This is a genomic window from Pseudoalteromonas sp. 10-33, assembly GCF_001469195.1.
GTDB lineage: Bacteria > Pseudomonadota > Gammaproteobacteria > Enterobacterales > Alteromonadaceae > Pseudoalteromonas.
Genome location: NZ_LOFI01000016.1, coordinates 1 through 21,526, shown reverse-complemented (window position 1 = coordinate 21,526; position 21,526 = coordinate 1). Strand labels below are relative to the sequence as shown.

Below are 21,526 nucleotides of genomic sequence, written 5' to 3'. Positions count from 1 at the left end.
CCAGCCACTTCAGGACAAAAGGATATTATTTTCTTATTACTTTGCCATACTCGTAATTGTGGATGCTGTAATGTTTGTCCTTTCCCATCATAACGAACAGGCTGCCCTAGCAAGCAACTCGATACTAATATTTTTTTCATTGCTACATCCTTATAAAGCAAAAAAGCTCCTTAAGGAGCTTTTTTTATTTTAGCTAAACTTACTTGTTAGCTAAGTAATTAATTAATTTACTGATATCTTCAGGTGCTGTAACACCTGATTCACGGCCTAAGTTTAATTTATACTTACCGTTTACGATAAATGTGGGTACACCACGAAGAGCGCCTTTTTCTTTAAAGTACTCTTGGTCGCGTTTCATCTTAGAGCTTAATGTACGAACCGAAAAGCTTTTAAATAGCTTATCAAATTTATCGCCATCAACACCTTGCGCAACGAACACATCTTTCACGTCAGCTAATTCGTTAAATTTAGCGCGTTTTGTGTGAATATGATTAAAAATAGCTGCGATAATTTTTTCTTTTTGCGGAAGTACTTCTGCAGTGGCTAATGCTTGGCTCATCATTTGTTGGTTTTCTGGGTTACGAACACCCACAAAGTCAACGTGACTCTTTTTAAACTTAACATTTTTATCAAGTTTAGGCTTAAATTCGCTGATCAATGACTCGTAGTTATTACACGCCGGGCAGTAAAAAGAGAAAAACTCTTTTACTTCTGGCTTTTTAGTAGCGCGTTCAGAAATAACATCGTAATGAACGCCTTCTTCATAGGTCGCCGCAAAGCTCGTTGCTGCCATTGGTAATACTAATGCAAGTAACCCTGCTTTAAGTAGTTTAATCATACTTATACTCCAAAATTTATAATGCTAATAAAAACGCAATTAACTCATCAAGTTCTTGTTGGTTTTTTATGGTGTTAATGTTGATTTTGTATTTATCGTTAACGATAAAAGTAGGTACGCCAGTTAATGCACCTAATTTTGAATATTTATTTTGTTTGTCTTGCATTGCTTGTTCTGCGGCAATAATTGGCATGCTTGCAATAGCTTGGTCAAAAGTGTCGCTATCTATCCCGTTAACTTCCAACAGCTTTTTAAGATCTTTAACTTCTGTTAAAGGCACACCTTGAATATGGATGCTTCTAAAAATTTGGTCAGCTATATTTTGTGCTTGACCTTGTTGTTTGGCAATTAAGTAAGCAAAGCTTAAGTTACTTTGTGCTTGTGGAGATACACCACCTAAAAAGTTAACGTGGCTTTTAACAAACTCAGTACCTTCCGGCAGTTTTTTTTCAATTGCTTTAGCCACTGGTTCAAATTTAAAACAGTGCGGACAATAAAATGAAAAGAACTCTGTGACTTGGGGTGTTGTGCTTTTTTCAGTTTTAATAATAGTGTATTGGTTATTAGCCTCAAACTGTGCAGCAAAGGCTGCAAATGGTAAACATAAAAGAAGTAGGCTCAGTTTTAATTTTTTAAGCATTAGTATCTCGTTGTACTTGTCATTAAATAATAAATTACGGCAATAATTTTAACGGCGGTTCTTGCAGAGCTGCAAGTTGTTCTTTAAGCGCTAAAATTTGTTGCTCCCAGTATTTGTCATCAGCAAACCATGAAAAGTTCCGCACGAAAGCAGGATCGCTCCACCTTTTTGCCACCCATCCCATATAATGAATAATACGCATTGCTCGCAGCGGTTCAATTAATTTGAGTTGAGCGTGGTCAAAATCACAGAATTCTTCATACGCCCCAACTAAGGTGTCTAACTGTAACAGTTGCGTTGGCCTGTCGCCACTTAGCATCATCCATAAATCTTGAATCGCAGGTCCCTGGCGACTATCGTCTAAATCCACGAACATTAACGCATCGCCGGCCCATAATATATTGCCTGCGTGGCAATCTCCATGTAAGCGAATATTATTTGTATCTTGATACTGCTTTTGTGTCTGCTCAATTACCAAATCTAAAATAGTATAAAAAGCAGTGCTTAATCCCATTGGCACTAAGTTACTTTTTTGAAGATGAACTTTAGCTGTATGTAAATACTCACCACAGCTTATTGTTGGTCTGTAAGTAAATGGTTTTGTTTTAGCTACTTGGTGCATTCGACCAATCAAACGTCCCATAACATCAAGCTGATCTAAATTATCTACTTCAAATAATCGCCCACCCACACTTGGAAAAACCACAAACATATAACCCTGGTGTTCAAACAAGCTTTGTCCGTTATGTAAAACAGGCGCTACAACGGGTACTTCAGCGTCAGCCAATTCAAAAGCAAAGTCATGCTCTTCTTGAATTTGTGCTTTACTCCAGCGCTCGGGACGATAAAACTTTACGACGTAACGAAGACCATCTTCGGCCTTGAATTGATAAACTCTATTTTCATAACTGTTAAGCGCTAATAACCCAGACTCAGGATAAATGCCTATGGTTTCTATCGCATCGAGTATTAAATCTGGGGTTAAATCTATAAAGCTAAATTTGCTCATACTCTTCTTATATAAATTAAAAGCGGGTAAAACCCGCTTTTGTTATTGGCTATATGCACCGAATTAGAAAGTGCGACTTATCGCGCTCTAAAAAAATTACTCGATTGCGATATCGTTTCATCCGGTTCGTTAACTGGTGACAGCACAAAATTAAACTCTGTTATAGGCAATTTTAAATCATAAGGATCCATAACGAGTGACAAAGGTTCATTGTGAGATTGCCCTGCTTGAACCGTGAATACCTGCTTACCTATGTATTTAAAGTTTTCTAGCCCTATAACTTTAATATTAAAGGTTTGTTCATACTGCGCCTTATTGATTATCTTTAAGGTATATGTGTTTTCAACCAAACCATTAAAGTCGACACGATATAGCTGATTTCGGTCACGGATAATATCAAAGTCCATGGGTTTACGCAGTGCAATATTTGTAACAAGTGCGCCAGTAAGTAGCACCAATATGACCGTATAACCAATAATTTTAGCTCGTAAAGGGTTGGTTTTATTTTCTGGCGTTTCAAGGTTACGTTCTGTGGTATATGAAATTAAACCGCGCGGATACTCCATTTTATCCATTACGTCGTCACACGCATCAATACACGCACCACAATTAATGCACTCAGCTTGTAAGCCATTTCTTATATCAATACCTGTAGGACACACTTGTACACATAAGTTACAGTCAATACAGTCGCCAATTTCTAAATCTTCATGGGCGACCTTGCGTGAGCGAGGACCACGGCTTTCACCTCGGTTTTCATCATAGGTTACTGTGTAGGTATCTTTGTCAAACATTGCCGACTGAAAACGCGAGTAAGGGCAAATATGCAAACACATAATTTCGCGCATCCAGCCGGCGTTACCATAAGTGCACACAGCAAACACTAAAATACTTACTAGTGCATAACCGCCAACATTAAAGGTTATAAAATCAGGGAGTAGCTCTCTTATCGGTGTAAAGTAACCAACAAACGAAATAGAGGTATATAAAGAAAACAACACCCAGCTAGAATGCTTAGCCGTTTTTCGCCAGAACTTGTCAAAGTCCATAGGGCGTTGATCGAGCTTTTTACGTTGATTTGCTGTGCCTTCAAGTTTTTCTTCAAACCAAATAAAAATGAAGGTCCATACAGTTTGGGGGCAGGTATATCCGCACCAGACTCGTCCATAAAATGTAGTTACCAAAAACAGCGCAAAAGCCGCCAGCATGAATATAAACGCAAGTATGGTGAAGTCTTGAGGCCATAAAGTTAGACCAAAAATATTGTATTTTTGTGCTATTAAATCAAATAGCACGGCTTGCTGGCCGTTAAAGTTTATCCATGGCAAAACCATAAATGCGAGCATGCCTAAAAAACCAATACGTTGTCTTAATAATTGGTGAAGACCTTTTACAGCTCTAACATAAATGCGGTTACGGGGGTTAAATCTATCATCTTGACGGCTTAAATCCGGCTTTTGAATTTTTACCTCAACAGGAATGTTTTTTACTTTAATCTGTTTGTCCATCGAAGTTCCTCAACACCGCTTGGAAAATAAAAGCTGAGCACTAATCAAATGCTCTATACTCATAGTGTAGCAAGTAACTTGCTAAGTAAGACTAGTTTAATGAATCATAAATTAAATACTTTCAGATATTTCAGAAATATCTAACTTCTGGTAGTTATTATACCAATATTGGCTAAAATTACTGGTATTGATTGCTACTAATTTATTCATCTCAGTTACTTGCTTTTAAAGGGTAGTTTATTACACTGCTTGATTATTCAACCCTATTTAGATCAAGGTTTACGTATCCATGAAGAAGTTTATTATATTGATCATTGTGATCCTTGCGTTTTTTACCATTGATCATCCACTTGTAAAAGAACCACGCGAAGAGCTATTAGGCGAAGGTATTGGCTTTTTAAGTGATGCAAGTAAAGTAAATAGAAGCCCTGCTGCTAATTTAGCAAAAAACAGAATTAGTAATGAGCTCACACTCTCAGGCTCTGAAAAAGAGTATGTAGAAAAAACGTTTACCACTGATGACGCGGTTCAGCTATTTAATTTACGCTACTGTCGCGAACGCGACTTAAATCTTTACTTCTACGCTGACCGCTTAAACACAGTGTGTAAAATAGTGTCTGAATCACTCGAACAAAAGCGGGCTAAATAATGGACTTTTCTAACTTAAACAAAAAAACCAGTGATTCGTTTCACAAGCAACGTAATATGCTGAAACAGTTAGCGCAAGGTAAAACACTAAAATGCGAAAAGTGTAATTCGGTGCTCACACTCGATTTAGCTACCAGCGAAGTGGGTAAAGGCGCAGTAAAGTGCAAGCAAGGCTGCACAGATATTATTTTAGAACTTGGCGCTTAACTAATAACTAAAGCGCCAATATTAAAACGTTTAACGCTAACTACTCGTCCCAGCCTTCATCGTTATACAAACCACTATTAAGTGCTACTATTTCTACAAGCTCTGCAAAACCAAGTGCAAAATCTCCCATAAGGTCATATTGTTGCTCACACAACTGCATTGTGTTCATTGAATTTTGCGATGCGATTTGCGCGATAAGCTGTGGATCTAATGCAAAAAAGCTGAGGGTTGCTTGTGCGGTTTCTAAGGCCTCTTTGTACTGTGCATCTAACTGCGGTGATGTTAACAGCTTTTGCGTGTAAGCATTACTTGCTGTTAAAAAGCCTTGGCTCCACTGCGAGCAAAATGCATTGTCGTACTGTGATGGCAGTTTATATCCTACTTCAAACACTTGCTCACTTATTTGATGGTAAAGCGCCATAAATAAAAACAGTGTTTCTTCATCTAATTCGTCTGCAGAATTATTGAGTATCACATCAACCCATTCGTGTACATCAAGAGGGTCGGGTGAACATATAACACCAAACAAATAACCTTGGCTTTGTTCAAGGGTCATGGCGTGAGGTTGTGTTTTTAAAAATGTGCTGAGCTGCTTAGCATGCAGCTCAGTAAATTGCGGTAGTTGCATTAAAACTCTTTATATCAAAACATTAAAAATTGAGCGGGTAACGACCTTGGCTATCTGGTCGGCCTAAAAACTTAACCGCATCGTGAACATCTTTTGGTAAGCTAGCATCTGGTTTTACATACCCTGCCACGCTAAAGTCAAAGTTAGCTTTGAGAGTGGCATCGGCTTCAAGCCCAAGGGTGTTATCAGGGTCGATTAATATTGCCACATCACCCGACTTACAACTTAAATTGCCGGCCAGAGGCCCTATATTAAACCAACCATTTAAACCTTGCACATCGATATTAGGACTCGCTATTTCACCCTTTAATGACTCACAGTAAGGAGCACCTGAGGTGTATTCATCAAGTTCCAGTATTACACGCCCTTTTGCCGTAACAGGCAAAGGTAACTGAACTCGTTGCATTGCTCGCTCTACCGTTGAGCGTACTAGGCCATTCGTTACTTTTACGGTGTGATTAAACAATCCATAGCTGACATGTGCATACCCCGATATATCAGTACGTTCGCGAGCATTTCCAAACTTTATATTAGTATTTAAATTGCCAGTAAATAATGCCCAGCCAGCAATATCCCAGCGCACATTATTTAACTGTTCGCCATCAAAACGAACTTGCATTAATTGGCCTTGCCATACAGTGCCAACAGCAGGCCCTACTTCCAACTGCTTAGGAAGATATGGTTTTGCTAAATCAAGCGCGATAGCAGCGGGTAATTTAATGATACAAAACACAATAAAACTAATTAAAAAAACAGCCGATAATGTAATTATTCTTTTCATTTATTAATTCTCTAATACCAAACGGCTTACTCGCACATAACCTGATTTATCGTCGCGGCTTAAATCTAAATTTTCGATTTTTAAACCATGTTGATTAACTAATTCATCGAGCCACTCTACTAGTTTATTAAACTCTACTGAGTCGAGCGTTAATCGCAGTGAACCATCACTAGGCTGCATTTTACTGATGTTGATTTGATAACGGCTACGGGTAGAATTAACCACTTGACTTAAATTTTGATTACTCGCAACACGAGTGTTCCCTGCCGCTTTTAGCTTTACTATGCTTTCGTCAACCCACACAAGTAAAGCCTGTTGCTTAATTTGCGATTGCTCTGCTTTTGTTATGGCATTATTTAATGGCCTAAATATCCCCATCACAAGAACAAAAATAACAAAGATACCACCCGCAACCATAATAAGTTGCTGCTCTTGTTCTTTTAAAGAACGCCAGTATTTTATCGCTTGTGTTTTCATGCAGCACCTCGCAGTTTAATTTCACCGACCACAAAATCACCGTCATTATTTAAAGAGCCTTGCTCTACCGTTAAACCTTGCTGTTCGAGTATGGTTTTTACTTTACCAAAGGTTTGAAAATCTTTAGCACGTGCGCGAATACGTAACTCATTTCTGCGTTTATCGTAACGTAAGGTCTCTGGTATGAACTCATTCACCTGCGAAAATACATCAACTAAATTAGTAGTAAGCTCTAAAAAGCCAGATTCATCAGAACCTTCTATCCTGTCTAACGCGCCTTTAATCTGATTTTTTATCAAATTAGGATGCACTTTAGAACCGGGGAATGCCGCTTGATATCGCTCAATCACTTGGTTTTTTGCTAAATCGACTTGAGAATTAAGTTGTTGTAACTCAATTGCCTTTATAACTAACGTAGAACCCAGTGCAACAGCTGTAAATATAGCCGCGCCTTTCCAGTAACCCCACCAAAGTGCACTCTTCTTTTTAAGTTGGTAAATACCTTGGCGAAGATTAAATTTGACGCTATTTAATTGCTTAGCAAATAAAGCTAACGGGAGGTCATACTGACTTGTTTGTGCTTGTAAATTAGTTCCCTCTGGGAAGTCTTCGGCAGGACTAAAATGCTTGATTTCAGGGTTACCTAACGCAGTTAAATAGCCTGATAGCCAGCTCGATTCAACCGCACTAATATGCCACGCCCCTTGCTTAAACAACCACTGCTGATTGAGCTCTATGGCACTTGCCTCTCCCTCACCTACAGGTGGTAACAGCAATGCATCCGGCAATATTTTATAAACAGGCAGTCCATGTTCTACAAATAAAGCGAGCCATTGCTCAAACCAGTCGCGGTCGGTCATCGCAACCTGGATAGCATGTTGCTCGCCAACCATGGTTGCTTCGCCTATGGCTATATACAAATCGTCTACGTCGCAGGCTATATCTTCTTCAAGCATGTAAGGGAGTGCTTGCTCTAGCTTACGATTCCACTTTGTTGGTAGTGTTACCGTTTTTAATTGCACCTGATCGCTTGGCAATAAAACAACCACTTCTCTGTTGGCTGCTTTTTCACTTAATTCATTTAAATTGCTTGCACTTGGTAGCTCACCACTGGCTATTATTTCTTGTTCTTGTGGTGAATATACAAGCCAATTTAATCGTTCTTGTTGGGTTTGACCCGTACGGATCAACAATATTTCTGTCACTGTACGCCTCCAAATTTTCGCGCCAGTATCGTTACGTCGCCATCTTTGGCGTGCAGTAATGTGGTCATCGAAAAACGCAGTTCTACAAAGTTTGCCTGCGTTTGTAATTTAAAATATTCACTTTTAATACTAAATAAGTCTTTTACTGACTCAGTGTTTGTACCGCCTTGTTGCTGTACTTGTTCAAAAAACTCTTCTAAAGAATCAAAACCTGTTTGTGGTCTTGCGGCAATGACAGCCTCTGCAGCCGACAAACTTAAATTATCCATCAGCGCGCTTAGTAATAAAGCCTGTTCTGGTGCAATTGTATTAATATTAATTAAAAGCTGAGTGCTACCAGGAATAACACATATATAAGGCAGTACTTTTTCCATTACTAGTGGGTTAAAGCCCTTTACCAAGCGAAGCTCCGATGGTGATGCAAATAAACTATTTGCAGTCATATATGGAAACTTGCGAGATAAATACTCTCCTTCTTCAGCACCTGAACGATAGGTAATGCTATTTTCATCAAGCCAATCGAATACGCTGTCGGCCATTGCCTCTTCTGATTCATCCGCAGGTAAATCTTCTATATTTTCGAGCAAGGCAAACAGCGCTTTGTGTGCAGGGTTTGTTTTATCAGCGCTATTTGTATCGGGTTCAACCGCCAGTGCATTTAAATTTAAGCATGACTGCAAATCAGTAATTGAACCACTTAATGTGCCGTTATCAACTGGGTATGCTGCATTACCTTGTGTTGCCCATACTTGGTCAAGCGTTGTTTTATCTGGATCATCTTTCTTGCTTTGAATAAGCCCTTTAATCGCCAATTCTTCAGCGCCATAAGCATACCATTTTGCTTGTTGGTGCCCTTGTAAATTAGTACTTTTTTGCACCTGCACCATTAAATTAGCACTCATTTCTACGGCTAAAATAGCAGCCAATGCAACAATAAATAATACAATAACGAGTGCTGCACCGCGCGATGACTGGTTACCCATTACTTTTACTTCCCTGGCCAGGAACTAAAAATACACGACGAATAGGTTCAGCCTCTATTTGCTGTAAGGTAACCGCAACGGCTTTTGGCAACGCTTTTACTTCCCATTGTTCTTGCCATTTATTGTCACTGTCTAAAAATTCAAACTTAAGTTCTTCGACGTTTTCTAACACTTGCTGTACGCGTGGCTCCATATTATCAAGCTGGTCAACGTACACACGATATACACGCTCAAGTTTATCATCCATCACTCTGTACCCAACAGCCTGTAACTCAGACCGAGGCAGTAAATTTATTGGGTTTATCCAACCGTCTCTTACAAATGCAATGCCGTCATATTGACTTTCAAGCACATAACGCCCCGCTAATAAATAGTATTCTTGTACGTCACCAGACTCGTTTCTTACCGCACGTTTAGTCATTTGGCTAAAATCTTGATCCATAAGCCTAAACGTTGTTTGCAAACCATTCAGCTCCGCTATTTTTTCGTCCGATGCGTCTTTTGCCTTGGTTGTGCTATCTAATATTTGGTGTGTAGAAATAACAACAAAAGCTAAAATCCCCAGAGCAACCATTACTTCAAGTAATGTAAATCCGCGCTGTTTCACTTACTTTTTACCCTTATTTAAATACGTTGATAGCTCATAGACTGATTGTTCGTATTTTTCATCGATAAATACATTTATTGTTAATTTAACAAAACTTTTATCGGCGGTAGGAATAACCTCTTGTTGCCAAAACCATTCAACACCCCCCATTATTTCACTACCACGCAAATTATTTTTTCCTTGCCATTGCTCGCCTTTAACACGCTGTTCAATAATGACATTTTCGGCAACCCAAGAAGCATATGTTTGCTCTTCAATTGTTGTTAGGTGATGAATATGCTCGCCGGTCGCTTGCATTGCAGCAATACCTGCCATTGCACAAATGCTCAAAGCAACAAGCACTTCCAGTAAGGTAAAGCCTTTATTAAAAATCATTACTCTGGCTCTCTTCGTAACTTCACTGGTGCTGTAAATTCACCCTCAATAAAATAAACAGGGTCACTTTGCTCTTTTAACTCAAGTATTAGCTGAAATGCGCTTACCTCACCCGACGATAAAATAAGTACTTGAGGTATTTTGAGTTTTTTAAGCTCGAGTAGGCTATCTTCTTCACCACCACTCATAAGCTCTCGCCAATTAGACTGTTCAAGAAGGTTATCTTGAGCCCATGCGAGATCCTCTAAGTTAAGGGTGAGCTTTAATCGTGGTTCTAACTCTATGGGTTTAAATAACTCTTCTCTGTCAAAAGTGACCCATTTTTCACCATCAAACACTAAGTACTCTAACGTATTTTTTTCAACCAATAAACCAAGTTCTACCTGATTCAAAATTGCAAATTCTGACGCCATATTAATGGTGGTATGCAACCTAAGCGCTTGAGTATCTAACTCATCTTCGGCGCCGCCGTCTAAGCTGTATACCACCATTTTTGTTGCAAAAGCGATAACCACTAATACAACTAAAATCTCGATTAAGCTAAAGCCCTTTTTTTTATGTATTGATTGAAGACCTACGTTCATAGTAAGTCTTCAAAAAGTACATTTAGGGTAAGCTCAGTAGACTGACGCATTATTGCTTTTCTTCATCCCAGTTACCAATGTCGTCATCAGTACCGACTTCGCCATCTGGCCCCATAGAGAAAATATCAAATTTACCAATTTCACCTGGGCTTATTAGTAAGTACGTATTACCCCATGGATCTTCTGGTAATTCGCTGATAAAGCCGCCATCTGGAAAACGCTTAGGAACAGGCTCTATAGACGTTTTAGTCACTAACGCTTCTAGGCCTTGCTCTGTGCTTGGGTAACTTTTATTTTTGAGCTTGTATAAGCTCATCGCATCTTCAAGCTGCTGAATATCTAAATGCGCTTTATCAATAGCAGCCTCTTCTTGTTGGCCCATGATATTTGGCGCAACAATAGACATAATCATCCCGATGATAACCAGTACCACCATTACTTCTAGTAAAGAAAAACCTGATTGTTTGTTCACGTAATTACCTCATTATTCTAAAAACACTAAACAAAAATGGTTTAGGTAAAACCATTAATATATAAAAACTATTTAAATTTAGAGCCCAACCGCTTTGTTCATTGCCATGATAGGTTGCAAAATGGCCATCACAATAAATAAAACGATAACAGCCATAGATGCAATCATTGCAGGCTCTAATAACTTAAGCGATACGTTAACCATGCTTTCAAATTCACGGTCCTGGTTATTCGCTGCACGCTCTAGCATCTGCTCTAGCTCACCTGATTTTTCACCACTGGCAATCATGTGTAGCATCATCGGCGGGAACAATTTAGTTTGCTGCAAAGCGGCTCTAAGGCTAGCCCCTTCACTTACTCTATCAGCTGCATCGGCTACCGACTTTTTAATTTTTTCGTTAACAAGTACATCGCCAGAAATGCGCATTCCTTCGAGTAATGGCACAGAGCTTGAAGATAAAATACTTAACGTACGAGCAAAGCGAGCAGTATTGATACCGCGAGCCACCTTACCAATCCCCGGCATGTGCAGCACGCGGTCGTCCCACCAAAATCGCACTTGTGGTTTTTTTAACGCGTACTTAATACCAACCGCAATGCCGGTGATGGCTAATAAGTTAATAAACCAATAATTTTGCACAAAATGGCTCCCAGCCATTACCCACTCGGTGGTCCAAGGTAATACTTGTTTAGTTTTTTCAAAGGTTTTTAGTATTTTAGGAACCACAGTACCTAATAATACCGACACTATACCAATGGCAAAAATAACTAAAATAGTTGGGTAAACCATAGCCTGCGTTATTTGACTACGCATATGCTGACGCTGCTCGGTGTAATCGGCTAAGCGATTAAGCACTTGATCAAGATGTCCTGATTTTTCCCCCGCAGCCACCATTGAACGATATAAGTCGTCAAACACATGAGGAAACTCACTCATACCATCTGCAAGGGTATAACCCTCGACAACTTTTGAACGAACCGACATTAACATACGTTTTAAACGTGGTTTTTCACACTGCTCAGCCACTGCCATAACCGCGCCTTCAACTGGTAATGCTGACTGAATTAACGTTGCTAACTGGCGTGTGATAAGCGCAAGCTCAGATGTAGAAATACTTGGTTTAAAAAGGCTACCAAATAAAGGCGCTTTCTCACCCTTTACCTGTTTATCGCTTTGAGCCGCAGGTATAACCTCTAAAGGCGTTAAGCTTTTATCACGGAGAAGCTGACGAACTTGTTTGGCTGTATCAGCTTCTAAAATGCCTTTTTTTTCTTTGCCGCGACCATCTAATGCGCGATATTCAAACGCAGCCATTATTAGCCTTCCTCACGGGTAACACGCAGCACTTCTTCAAGCGTGGTTTTACCTGCAAGCACACGGCTGCAGCCATCTTGACGAATACTTGGACTGTGTTTACGAATGTATTTCTCTACGCTTTGCTCGCCTTTACCGTTGTGGATCATTTCTCGAATTGTTTCATCTACAACAAGTAACTCGTGTATACCAGTACGGCCTTTATAACCATTAAAGTTACATTCTTCACAGCCTACCGCACGGTAAATTGTTGGCTTACTCTCAAATGGTACACCTAAAAGCTGACATTCACGTTCGTCTGCAACATGCCCTTCTTTACAGCTATTGCACAACGTACGCACTAAGCGCTGAGATAAAACCCCTAATAGCGATGAAGAAAGCAAAAACGGTTCAACACCCATATCTTCCATTCGAGTAATGGCACCTGAGGCTGTATTTGTATGCAATGTAGACATAACTAAGTGGCCAGTAAGCGATGCTTGAACACCTATTTGGGCAGTTTCAAGGTCACGTATTTCCCCCACCATTACCACATCGGGATCTTGACGCAGAATAGCACGTAACCCTCTTGCGAATGTCATATCTACTTTTGTATTTACTTGCGTTTGACCAATGCCTGGGATCTCATATTCAATAGGATCTTCAACTGTCAGGATATTACGATCGCGCGAGTTTATTTGGCTCATGCCCGCATATAGCGTGGTACTTTTACCAGAACCCGTTGGCCCTGTTACCAAAATAATACCGTGTGGCTTGCTAATTAGGTCAGCAAACAACTCTCGGTTTTTTGGTGTCATACCTAAATCTTCTAGGTTTAGGCGGGCATTGTTTTTATCAAGTAAACGCAATACTACTCGCTCACCAAAGCTTGATGGCATAGTTGATACACGCACGTCTACTGCGCGCCCTGCAATACGCAGGCTAATACGGCCATCTTGCGGAATACGTTTTTCAGCTATATCGAGTTTTGCCATTACCTTAATACGTGAAACAAGCAATGAAGCCAGTTTACGGTTTGGTTTTAATACTTCTTTTAAAACGCCATCAACCCTAAAACGAATAACAAGCTCTTGCTCGAACGTTTCAATATGAATATCTGACGCGCCCTCTTTTATTGCCTCGCTAAGCATGGCATTAATGAGTTTAATAATAGGCGCATCATCATCGCCAGCTAATAAATCTTCAGTTTGCGGGAGTTCATCAGCTAAAGAAAACAGATCAACTTCATTGCCAATATCTTCCATCATTTGCTGCGTTTCAGAGCTATCGCGTTGGTAAGATGACTCAAGTAAAAGTTCAAATTTATCATCATCAAGTGGCTCTAATTTAAAACCATGACCTGCAATTCGGCGAACTTCTAACAATACATCTAAATCAAGGTCACCGCGGTAGTAAACCGTCGTTTGCTCTTGGTATTTACTGAGTAAAACACCCGCACGTCGTGCGTACGAAAACGGTAAACGTTTTGCTGGCAACTCAACGAGTGCATCATCAGCTAATAGTTCATCTGTACTATGCGTATTAGGATGAACCACGTCTTGGTTTATCTCTTGTATCGCATTAGTCATCTTTACGCTCTTGTGCATTTTGTTTACGTAAATGCTCTTCATAAGTTGGCGGAAGTACCAACTCATCATTCCACTCAGGCAATACAGGAGTATCGGTCATTGGCATTAAATCAATACCATCTTCCTGCTGCTTAGTCTGTTCACCACGGATAAAGTTATATTTGTTAAAACTTAACTTATTCATGCTCACCCCATCACGGATGATCGTAGGGCGGATAAACACGATTAAGTTACGCTTACGACGAGTTGTGTTTGTTGATCTAAATAAGTGCCCTAATACAGGAATATCTCCTAATAATGGAACTTTAGACACACTTTCTTGAACGTCTTCATCGATTAAACCACCTAAAACAACCATGCCACCATCATCAGCAATAACCGTTGTTTTAATAGCTCGTTTATTTACTGAAATATCAACCGCGGTTGCACCGCTTACGCTTGATACTTCTTGCTCAATGGTAAGCTGTACCGCTGAGCCATCGTTGATTTGTGGCGTTACAATAAGTTTAATACCCACTTCTTGACGCTCAACCGTTTGAAATGGATTGCTATTATTAGTGCCCGTTTGAGATCCGGTAATAATAGGCACTTCTTGACCCACTAAAATAGAGGCCTCTTCGTTATCCATGGTTGTAATCGACGGTGTGGCCAAAATGTTTGAATTGGTATCAGTTGCTACTGCCTGAATAATTGCGCCCCAGTCATTTTTTACAACGCCCAGTGCTAAGCCATTAATACCACTAAGTAATGATGCAAGCGGACCGTAGTCACCTTCCGTTGTTTCTGTGTAAGGTGTAACCGTGCCTGACTCTGTACCTATAATTGTTTTAGTGACTGTTTGATCTGCAGCTTGCTCTGCTGCAACAGCTAACGACCCAACAGGTACCGTTGTGCCATTATTAAATTGAAGCATGCCGCCTTGCTCTGAAATCCATTGCAAGCCTAAGTTAACGCCATCGCCTTCCATTACTTCAATAATAATTGCTTCAACTAATACTTGTGCACGACGAATATCTAATCGTTCAATAACTGACTCTAATGAACGCATAGTATCGGGCTGTGCTGTGATGATTAATGAATTAGACTCTGGGTGTGCCTCAATGCTGGTTTCGTTGTTACTACGCGAACGCGTTTTAGTTGCGCTACCTTGAGCTTCCTCGGTTAACGTTTTACTTACACCCTGAAGTACCTTAACTAAGTCTTCCGATTTGGCGTAATTTAAATAAAATACTTTAGTGTTACCTTGGCTTTCAAGCTCACCATCAAGGCGCTTAATTAACTCAATTGCACGTGTGCGGGCTTGCCCTTCACCACTTACAATTACACTGTTGGTACGGCCGTCGGCTACGACTTTAGGAATCAAAAATTCAGGGACACTCCCTTTACCGCTGTCTTTGTAGATATTTTCTACTACAGAGACTACGTCATCAGCCGTTGCGTATTTAAGCTTTACAATATCAACACGCTTATCACCTGCTTGGTCAACTGAACGAATAATTTCTACTAAGCGGTTTACTGATGCAGCATGACCAGTCAACATCATTACGTTTGCAGCGTTAAAGTTAGCAACGTGCCCGCCGTCTTTCTGATCGCTAAATTGACGAACTAATGGTCCGAGCTCTTGCACGCTTACATTTTTTACGCGTACAACGCGGGTAATCATCATATCGCCCGATGCAGAACTGTTTTCGGTAATTAGGGGAACATTCGACTTTTTAGCATCAGAGCTTTTTTCTACTTTAATAATGCCATTATCCATTTCAACAGCTGAATAGCCGTAAACTTCTAATACATTTAAAAAGAATTGATAGTAAAGATCTTCATCCATTAACTCATAGCTACGTACATTCACTTTGCCACGCACGTTAGGATCTATAATCACCGTTTTATTAAGGTTTTTACCAACAATATTAATAAACTCGTTGATATCAGTACCCTTAAAATTTGCTGCATATTCAACTGCAGAAACAGACAAAGATATACTTGCCGCCAAAAAAAGCGCTGCGTACTTAGCTAACCCTTTTTTAATTTTTGTGAGGTGTAGCACCTGAACCATTATGTTAAAACTCCAAAGCTAAGTTATTGCAGGCTAAATTGCACATCTATTTGCTCACCATCACGCTCAATAGTGATAGTAGCATCGGTGCTATTGCGCAGCTCATTAATGGCTGACATGGCCTGTTTTAAATCTGTTAGTTGATAGCCGTTAATAGAAACAGCTAGATCGTTATTTTTTAATCCCATTTGCTTAAATAGTGCAGGCTCTTTCCCCGGACTTAAGCGATAACCAATGAGTTCACCGTCACTCATTGCTTGAGATACACGTATGTAATCAAAAAGCTTACCGGGTTCTTCTAATAATTCTTCACGTGTTTCTATAATGGCTTCTTTTACTTCTGGGTCTGCAGTCGCATTTATTAGTTCTTCACTTTCTTCTAATCGTTGCGGCCCCATTTCTTGCTCATCTTTTGCAGCGAGCACCGGCATAGAGACTGTTTTGGTGAAATCGAGTCCATCAAGCATTAGCGTTTCAAAACGAGCATTTACACTTAAAATGACACGGTCAGGAAGTATTTGAGCTACTTTTGCGCGCGTCCCAGATACGACTTCATCGACAAGGTAACTAATCTGCTTGCCCTGTGATTCAATAATTGCAACGCCTGCTTTATCATCATTACTTACAGCCACTATGCCTGTTAAGTTAATACTTAAACGTGTTTCAGGGGCATTATTAATAACTTGTGATTGTTTTGCAGTATTAGCGCTGTTTGTTACCGTTTTTTTACCAAACAAAAACTGTTCAACAATACGTTGCGCAGAATTATTACTTGCTCCCGATGACTGTGCTGTAAACTGAGTGGGAGTAAGTAAAGATATTTGAGGTTTAGGCCATAATAGCCAAACCAGTTTGGATAACAAAAATGCAAGGTAAACAACAACTAATAGCGTGACTAATGCACTTAATTTAGCATGCGGCAATCGAGTTAAAATGTGTTTTAGTCGTTGAATTTGCTGTTCCATAAATAGTGTTCTTTTTTAATTTACTGCGTAAGCGCGTCCCCATAGTACCCTTTCATTTTTCATTCAACAAGCACACTAATATTAAACTTTGTAAACAGAATGAATAACTTCTATTTACTTGAACAAAAAAGCAACACCCACTGTAATACCTTCATCCTAGATAGATTTCGTGGTAAATTTTAGATAATAAATTACTGCAGGTACAAATACGTTATGAGTAAAAAAAGCAATAGTAATAAAGACTCTGACCTCATAGATAATCTAAAAGTTCGATTAGATAAATGGTTGTGGGCAGCCCGCTTTTATAAAACACGTGCTATAGCAAGGGAAATGGTACAAGGTGGTAAAGTGCATTATAATGGACAACGAACAAAGGCGAGCAAAATAGTCGAGGTTGGTGCGGTAGTGAAACTCGCTCAAGGTGTAGATGAAAAGATGGTGACTATCATCAAAGTGCTTGAAAAACGACAAAGCGCCCCCATTGCTCAGACCTTGTACCAAGAATCTGATGCCAGTATTGCTAAACGCGAAGAAAACAGCATCGCACGTAAAAATAACAGTTTTTTTGCGCCTCATCCGGATAAAAAACCCGATAAAAAGCAAAGACGCGAACTTTTAAAAATGAAATTAAGTTAGGTATAGCCGCTCATGCAACAAGATTTACTTCACCGTTATTTATTCAACGAACTAGATGTTCGTGGCGAACTCGTTCAAATCGAGAGTGCCTACAATGAAATGATTGCCAACCATAATTACCCAGCACCTGTAAAAGCATTACTAGGTGAGCTATTAGTTGCCACTTGCTTACTGACAGCTACATTAAAATTTGAAGGCGAGATAGCCGTGCAACTTCAAGGCGACGGACCAGTTAAATATGCAGTAATAAATGGTGACGATAAACAAAATATGCGTGGCATTGCTCGTCTACAAAGTGAGGTGACAGGCAGTACCGTCAAAGAACTAATCGGCAATGGCTATATGGTTATTACTATTACACCAGACAAAGGTGAACGCTACCAAGGTATAGTTCCTTTGGAACACGACACGCTTAGCGAATGTATTGAAAGTTACTTTGAGCAATCAGAGCAATTAAAAACTCGTTTATGGTTTGCGACTAATACAACCGAAGGCAGCGCCAAAGCATGTGGTTTATTTTTACAGGTACTGCCTGTTGATAAACAAAAGTCGATTGAAGATTTTGCCCACTTAGAAGCACTTAGTAATACGATAAAAGATGAAGAGTTATTAAACCTTGATGCAAATACAATTTTGACTCGTTTGTATCATGAAGATAACCCACGCGTTTTTGAACCGCAAAGCATAGCTTTTAAATGTGGCTGTAGTCGTGATAAAACGATCACCGCATTAGTTAATGTAGGACAACAAGAACTGCTCGATGATGTAGCAAAAAACGGCAGCGTTAATATTAACTGCCATTACTGCTTAAAAGAATATGCGTTTAATGAGCAAGACATTAAAAGCATTTTTAATTAAAAACCCCATCTCAGCTAATCCGACTGTATAAAGCCGCAAAATATGCGGTTTTATATTATAAAAAGATGATACCGGTGTCATAAAAAGTGACATTTAATGACACCGGTATCATTGAAATTATTCATGTTTTTTTGCAAATATATGTGTTTTTAGGGGCTTTACAGGCTCGAATATCTCAAAACCTTCTGTTACTATCATTACAGCTAAAGGGCACTATTTACCCAGAGCTATCCCGTTCAAACTCTCACACATAGTTAGGTATAAACATGATTACAAGCGCTACACGTTTTGTCGATTTAACCGCAGCTGAACTTGTCGAGCATGCGATCCGCCGTGGCGAAGGAACTCTAGCCGCAAATGGTGCTTTCGTAGCCATTACAGGAAAACGAACTGGTCGTTCACCTCGAGATCGTTTTATTGTACAAGAAGCGACAACACAAAATGAAATTCAATGGGGCAATGTAAACCGTCCTTTTGATGCTGACAAATTTGATGCTTTGTGGGCACGCGTAGAAGCACATGTGCAAAGTAATGACCACTTCACCTCTCACCTAGAAGTTGGCGCAGACCCAGAGCATTATTTACCTGTAGTTGTTACAACAGAAACTGCATGGCATCATATTTTTGCCAAAAACATGTTTATTGAACCTAAAAACTATAACGCTTCAAACTTACCGCAGTGGCAAGTGATGAACGTACCTTCGTTTGTATGTGAGCCAGAGCGTGACGGTACTAACAGCGATGGCACCGTAATTATTAACTTTGCACAACGCAAAGTATTGCTTGCGGGTATGCGCTACGCCGGTGAAATGAAAAAATCGATGTTCTCAGTTCAAAACTTCTTATTACCAGCTAAAGGTGTATTACCAATGCACTGTTCGGCTAACGTTGGTGAAGCTGGCGACACAGCATTATTCTTCGGTTTATCTGGTACTGGTAAAACAACGTTATCAGCTGACCCAACTCGCTTCCTAATCGGTGATGATGAACATGGTTGGGCACCTGGGAGCGTATTTAATATAGAAGGCGGTTGTTACGCAAAATGTATCGACCTTTCACAAAAGAATGAACCTGTTATTTGGGATGCAATCCGCTTTGGTACTATATTAGAAAACGTGGTACTTGATGATAAAGGTGTGCCGGACTTTAACGATATAAGCTTAACTCAAAATAGCCGCGCAGCTTATCCGTTAGAACATGTTGAAAAGCGTAAAGCAGAAAACCGTGCTGGCGAGCCCAAAGCTGTTGTATTTTTAACATGCGATGTAAGTGGTGTATTACCTCCTGTATCTGTACTAAGTGAAGAAGCCGCCGCGTATCACTTCTTAAGTGGATATACTGCAAAAGTAGGTTCAACTGAAATCGGTTCAACAAGCGATATAGAATCTACATTCTCAACCTGTTTTGGCGCACCTTTCTTCCCGCGTCCTGCAGGTGTTTACGCAGAGCTTCTTATGAAACGTGTTCGTGAGTTTGGCGCTAAAGTTTATCTAGTGAATACTGGCTGGACTGGCGGCCCTTACGGTATCGGCAAGCGCTTTGATATACCAACTACACGTGCTGTAATTGACGCCATAGTGTCTGGTAAATTGGCCGGTGTTGAGACTCAACATATAGATGCGTTGAACCTAGACGTACCCGTTGCGGTTCCAGGTGTTGATATCAACCTTCTAAATCCTATAAATACATGGGAAGATAAGGCTAAGTATAATGAATATGCAGCGAAATTGGCTGCTGACTTTACAGAAAACTTTGCGAAATACGACGTATCTGACGACATTAAAAATGCAGGCCCTAAAGCTTAAAAATCACCTTTAACCTCATAATTAAAACGCCAACCTTGAGTTGGCGTTTTTGATTCTAATATTTACCTCAGCGACTAAGTTTCTTTTTATAAATAACCGAATACATAAGATAGAACACTTCCACAACCACAAGCCAGACTATTAAAGATCTGCAGACATATAAAAGTCTCACTCTTTCGAGTCGGGTTTTCTTCCATTTAGAGTAGGTAAGCAGCTTATAGCAATGACGTTGCATCTTGCGCTAAAGAGCCGCATAGCTAATTTTGCGCTATCATCGGGTAATCTATTAGATAACTAAACAATGATCACAAAGAGGCGCTTCGCTCAGGAGACGCTGCGCTTTAGAGACGAAAATGCTGAATATTACTTTTCTATAGACGTAAAAAAGCCCAACTCTTTCGAATCGGGCTTTCTTGTCTTTGAAGCCTGATAATGTCGGGGCGGCCTTCCGCGGGGCTCGCCTTCGAGCTGTTTTGTTTCACTACTGAATTCGGCATGGCCTCTTGGCTATTTACTAAACTCCAAACAACAAAAAACCGCCACATTGCTGTAACGGGTTTCTTGTATTAGAAGTCGGTCCGCTACGCAGCAGAATGTTGTGATGCCCACAGCGATGGAGAGTCACAATGAAGTGCTGCACTATTATCGACCAATGTATTGGATAGCCAAAACACTATTCACAAAGAGGCGCTTCGCTTAAGAGACGCTGCGCTTTAGAGAAAGAAATGCTTAACTTTACTTTTCTATAGACGTAAAAAAGCCCGACTCTTTCGAATCGAGCTGTTTTGTTTGACTATTGAGTTCGACATGAGGTCTTGGCTATTTACTAAACCCCAGACAGCAAAAAACCCGTCACATTGCTGTAACGGGTTTCGCTTATTTGAAGCCTGGTAATGTCCTACTTTCACATAGCAAATGCTACACTATCATCGGCGCTGTTTCGTTTCACTACTGAGTTCGGCATGGAGTCAGGTGGGTCCAAAACGCTATTGTCACCAAGCAAATTTGGTTGTTAATACGTATTTCTGCGCATTAACTGAATTTGGAAAATATCTGATAATATTTTTTAAGTCTGTCAGTAATCTACTTTAGTCATTAACTTCTGTCTTAAACTATCACACAAAACGCGTTTGGCGTTGTATGGTTAAGCCTCACGGGTAATTAGTACAAGTTAGCTTAATGGCTCACACCACTTCCACATCTTGCCTATCAACGTTGTAGTCTTCAACGGCCCTTCAGAGACTTTAAAAGTCTAGTGAGAACTCATCTCGAGGCCTGCTTCGCGCTTAGATGCTTTCAGCGCTTATCAGTTCCGAACGTAGCTACCGGGCAATGCCATTGGCATGACAACCCGAACACCAG

Annotated in this window: 22 protein-coding genes and 2 rRNA genes; 5 read left to right on the top strand and 19 right to left on the bottom strand. The window is 40.0% G+C overall.

The genetic code is table 11. From position 1 onward, the window contains the following. Positions 1–199: 199 nt before the first annotated feature. The 4 genes from ATS76_RS10590 to ccoG all read right to left on the bottom strand — a co-directional run bounded on the left by ATS76_RS10590 (position 200) and on the right by ccoG (position 3,995). Positions 200–838: a thiol:disulfide interchange protein DsbA/DsbL gene (locus ATS76_RS10590; protein ID WP_058552124.1), complete on the bottom strand. Its 639-nt coding sequence runs from the start codon at positions 836–838 to the stop codon at positions 200–202. A 16-nt stretch (positions 839–854) separates the two neighbouring features. Then, positions 855–1,478, bottom strand: a complete 624-nt coding sequence (locus ATS76_RS10585; protein ID WP_058405226.1) for a thiol:disulfide interchange protein DsbA/DsbL — start codon at positions 1,476–1,478, stop codon at positions 855–857. Between the two features lie 34 nt (positions 1,479–1,512). Next, entirely contained in the window at positions 1,513–2,487 is a 975-nt protein-coding gene (locus ATS76_RS10580; RefSeq protein WP_058405227.1) for a serine/threonine protein kinase, read from the bottom strand. 77 nt (positions 2,488–2,564) lie between these two features. Beyond that, positions 2,565–3,995, bottom strand: a complete 1,431-nt coding sequence (gene ccoG, locus ATS76_RS10575) for a cytochrome c oxidase accessory protein CcoG (protein WP_058552123.1) — start codon at positions 3,993–3,995, stop codon at positions 2,565–2,567. A 289-nt stretch (positions 3,996–4,284) separates the two neighbouring features. On the opposite strand from ccoG, the gene ATS76_RS10570 reads away from it, so the two are divergent. Next, the gene (locus tag ATS76_RS10570; RefSeq protein WP_058552122.1) at positions 4,285–4,644 is read left to right on the top strand and encodes a hypothetical protein; all 360 of its coding nucleotides are present in this window, start codon (positions 4,285–4,287) and stop codon (positions 4,642–4,644) included. Continuing rightward, complete coding sequence (locus ATS76_RS10565; RefSeq protein WP_058405230.1) at positions 4,644–4,850, top strand: hypothetical protein; 207 nt, start codon at positions 4,644–4,646, stop codon at positions 4,848–4,850. The genes ATS76_RS10570 and ATS76_RS10565 overlap by 1 nt, the downstream gene beginning before the upstream one ends. A 40-nt stretch (positions 4,851–4,890) precedes the next feature. Here the strand turns inward: ATS76_RS10565 and ATS76_RS10560 are convergent, their stop codons facing one another. The 13 genes from ATS76_RS10560 to gspC form a co-directional block, all read right to left on the bottom strand. Then, positions 4,891–5,478 (bottom strand): UPF0149 family protein, encoded by a 588-nt coding sequence (locus ATS76_RS10560; RefSeq protein WP_058552121.1) that lies wholly within the window; start codon positions 5,476–5,478, stop codon positions 4,891–4,893. A gap of 22 nt (positions 5,479–5,500) precedes the next feature. Continuing rightward, entirely contained in the window at positions 5,501–6,259 is a 759-nt protein-coding gene (locus tag ATS76_RS10555) for a type II secretion system protein N (RefSeq protein WP_058552120.1), read from the bottom strand. Positions 6,260–6,262: 3 nt separating this feature from the next. After that, on the bottom strand, positions 6,263–6,736 hold the full coding sequence (gene gspM / locus ATS76_RS10550; protein ID WP_058552119.1) for a type II secretion system protein GspM: 474 nt from the start codon (positions 6,734–6,736) through the stop codon (positions 6,263–6,265). Next, positions 6,733–7,941, bottom strand: coding sequence for a type II secretion system protein GspL (gspL, locus tag ATS76_RS10545; RefSeq protein ID WP_058552118.1), 1,209 nt, complete (start codon positions 7,939–7,941; stop codon positions 6,733–6,735). The genes gspM and gspL overlap by 4 nt, the downstream gene beginning before the upstream one ends. After that, complete coding sequence (gene gspK, locus ATS76_RS10540) at positions 7,938–8,924, bottom strand: type II secretion system minor pseudopilin GspK (RefSeq protein WP_058552117.1); 987 nt, start codon at positions 8,922–8,924, stop codon at positions 7,938–7,940. The genes gspL and gspK overlap by 4 nt, the downstream gene beginning before the upstream one ends. Next, complete coding sequence (gspJ, locus tag ATS76_RS10535) at positions 8,917–9,531, bottom strand: type II secretion system minor pseudopilin GspJ (RefSeq protein WP_058552116.1); 615 nt, start codon at positions 9,529–9,531, stop codon at positions 8,917–8,919. The genes gspK and gspJ overlap by 8 nt, the downstream gene beginning before the upstream one ends. Then, a complete protein-coding gene (gene gspI, locus ATS76_RS10530; RefSeq protein ID WP_058552115.1) occupies positions 9,532–9,906 on the bottom strand; it encodes a type II secretion system minor pseudopilin GspI in 375 nt (124 codons plus the stop codon). Continuing rightward, positions 9,906–10,490, bottom strand: a complete 585-nt coding sequence (locus ATS76_RS10525; protein WP_058405238.1) for a prepilin-type N-terminal cleavage/methylation domain-containing protein — start codon at positions 10,488–10,490, stop codon at positions 9,906–9,908. Before ATS76_RS10525 ends, gspI begins: the two co-directional genes overlap by 1 nt. A gap of 49 nt (positions 10,491–10,539) precedes the next feature. After that, the gene (gspG, locus tag ATS76_RS10520) at positions 10,540–10,962 is read right to left on the bottom strand and encodes a type II secretion system major pseudopilin GspG (protein ID WP_006794634.1); all 423 of its coding nucleotides are present in this window, start codon (positions 10,960–10,962) and stop codon (positions 10,540–10,542) included. A 78-nt stretch (positions 10,963–11,040) separates the two neighbouring features. Beyond that, positions 11,041–12,276 carry a type II secretion system inner membrane protein GspF gene (gspF, locus tag ATS76_RS10515; RefSeq protein WP_058552114.1) on the bottom strand — a complete coding sequence of 412 codons (1,236 nt, stop codon included), beginning with the start codon at positions 12,274–12,276 and terminating at the stop codon, positions 11,041–11,043. A gap of 2 nt (positions 12,277–12,278) precedes the next feature. Beyond that, positions 12,279–13,844 carry a type II secretion system ATPase GspE gene (gene gspE / locus ATS76_RS10510; RefSeq protein WP_058552113.1) on the bottom strand — a complete coding sequence of 522 codons (1,566 nt, stop codon included), beginning with the start codon at positions 13,842–13,844 and terminating at the stop codon, positions 12,279–12,281. Continuing rightward, a complete protein-coding gene (gene gspD / locus ATS76_RS10505; protein WP_058552112.1) occupies positions 13,837–15,900 on the bottom strand; it encodes a type II secretion system secretin GspD in 2,064 nt (687 codons plus the stop codon). The genes gspE and gspD overlap by 8 nt, the downstream gene beginning before the upstream one ends. A gap of 23 nt (positions 15,901–15,923) precedes the next feature. Beyond that, entirely contained in the window at positions 15,924–16,865 is a 942-nt protein-coding gene (gene gspC, locus ATS76_RS10500) for a type II secretion system protein GspC (protein ID WP_058552111.1), read from the bottom strand. Between the two features lie 213 nt (positions 16,866–17,078). Between gspC and hslR the strand changes: the two genes are divergently transcribed. The 3 genes from hslR to ATS76_RS10485 all read left to right on the top strand — a co-directional run bounded on the left by hslR (position 17,079) and on the right by ATS76_RS10485 (position 20,164). Next, positions 17,079–17,501, top strand: a complete 423-nt coding sequence (gene hslR, locus ATS76_RS10495) for a ribosome-associated heat shock protein Hsp15 (RefSeq protein ID WP_058552110.1) — start codon at positions 17,079–17,081, stop codon at positions 17,499–17,501. Positions 17,502–17,513: 12 nt separating this feature from the next. Continuing rightward, complete coding sequence (gene hslO, locus ATS76_RS10490) at positions 17,514–18,359, top strand: Hsp33 family molecular chaperone HslO (RefSeq protein WP_058552109.1); 846 nt, start codon at positions 17,514–17,516, stop codon at positions 18,357–18,359. Positions 18,360–18,625: 266 nt separating this feature from the next. Continuing rightward, positions 18,626–20,164: a phosphoenolpyruvate carboxykinase gene (locus ATS76_RS10485; protein WP_058552108.1), complete on the top strand. Its 1,539-nt coding sequence runs from the start codon at positions 18,626–18,628 to the stop codon at positions 20,162–20,164. 885 nt (positions 20,165–21,049) lie between these two features. Here the strand turns inward: ATS76_RS10485 and rrf are convergent. Continuing rightward, positions 21,050–21,164: ribosomal RNA gene (rrf, locus tag ATS76_RS10480) — 5S ribosomal RNA — on the bottom strand. 140 nt (positions 21,165–21,304) lie between these two features. After that, positions 21,305–21,526 (bottom strand): 23S ribosomal RNA (locus tag ATS76_RS10475); the annotation flags it as partial.

Excerpts from the sequence above, each read along its gene's own strand:
- ATS76_RS10590 (WP_058552124.1), bottom strand. The coding sequence starts at position 838 with ATGATTAAACTACTTAAAGCAGGGTTACTTGCATTAGTATTACCAATG.
- ATS76_RS10585 (WP_058405226.1), bottom strand. The coding sequence starts at position 1,478 with ATGCTTAAAAAATTAAAACTGAGCCTACTTCTTTTATGTTTACCATTT.
- ATS76_RS10580 (WP_058405227.1), bottom strand. The coding sequence starts at position 2,487 with ATGAGCAAATTTAGCTTTATAGATTTAACCCCAGATTTAATACTCGAT.
- ccoG (WP_058552123.1), bottom strand. The coding sequence starts at position 3,995 with ATGGACAAACAGATTAAAGTAAAAAACATTCCTGTTGAGGTAAAAATT.
- ATS76_RS10570 (WP_058552122.1), top strand. The coding sequence starts at position 4,285 with ATGAAGAAGTTTATTATATTGATCATTGTGATCCTTGCGTTTTTTACC.
- ATS76_RS10565 (WP_058405230.1), top strand. The coding sequence starts at position 4,644 with ATGGACTTTTCTAACTTAAACAAAAAAACCAGTGATTCGTTTCACAAG.
- ATS76_RS10560 (WP_058552121.1), bottom strand. The coding sequence starts at position 5,478 with ATGCAACTACCGCAATTTACTGAGCTGCATGCTAAGCAGCTCAGCACA.
- ATS76_RS10555 (WP_058552120.1), bottom strand. The coding sequence starts at position 6,259 with ATGAAAAGAATAATTACATTATCGGCTGTTTTTTTAATTAGTTTTATT.
- gspM (WP_058552119.1), bottom strand. The coding sequence starts at position 6,736 with ATGAAAACACAAGCGATAAAATACTGGCGTTCTTTAAAAGAACAAGAG.
- gspK (WP_058552117.1), bottom strand. The coding sequence starts at position 8,924 with ATGGGTAACCAGTCATCGCGCGGTGCAGCACTCGTTATTGTATTATTT.
- gspI (WP_058552115.1), bottom strand. The coding sequence starts at position 9,906 with ATGATTTTTAATAAAGGCTTTACCTTACTGGAAGTGCTTGTTGCTTTG.
- ATS76_RS10525 (WP_058405238.1), bottom strand. The coding sequence starts at position 10,490 with ATGAACGTAGGTCTTCAATCAATACATAAAAAAAAGGGCTTTAGCTTA.
- gspF (WP_058552114.1), bottom strand. The coding sequence starts at position 12,276 with ATGGCTGCGTTTGAATATCGCGCATTAGATGGTCGCGGCAAAGAAAAA.
- gspE (WP_058552113.1), bottom strand. The coding sequence starts at position 13,844 with ATGACTAATGCGATACAAGAGATAAACCAAGACGTGGTTCATCCTAAT.
- gspD (WP_058552112.1), bottom strand. The coding sequence starts at position 15,900 with ATGGTTCAGGTGCTACACCTCACAAAAATTAAAAAAGGGTTAGCTAAG.
- gspC (WP_058552111.1), bottom strand. The coding sequence starts at position 16,865 with ATGGAACAGCAAATTCAACGACTAAAACACATTTTAACTCGATTGCCG.
- hslR (WP_058552110.1), top strand. The coding sequence starts at position 17,079 with ATGAGTAAAAAAAGCAATAGTAATAAAGACTCTGACCTCATAGATAAT.
- hslO (WP_058552109.1), top strand. The coding sequence starts at position 17,514 with ATGCAACAAGATTTACTTCACCGTTATTTATTCAACGAACTAGATGTT.
- ATS76_RS10485 (WP_058552108.1), top strand. The coding sequence starts at position 18,626 with ATGATTACAAGCGCTACACGTTTTGTCGATTTAACCGCAGCTGAACTT.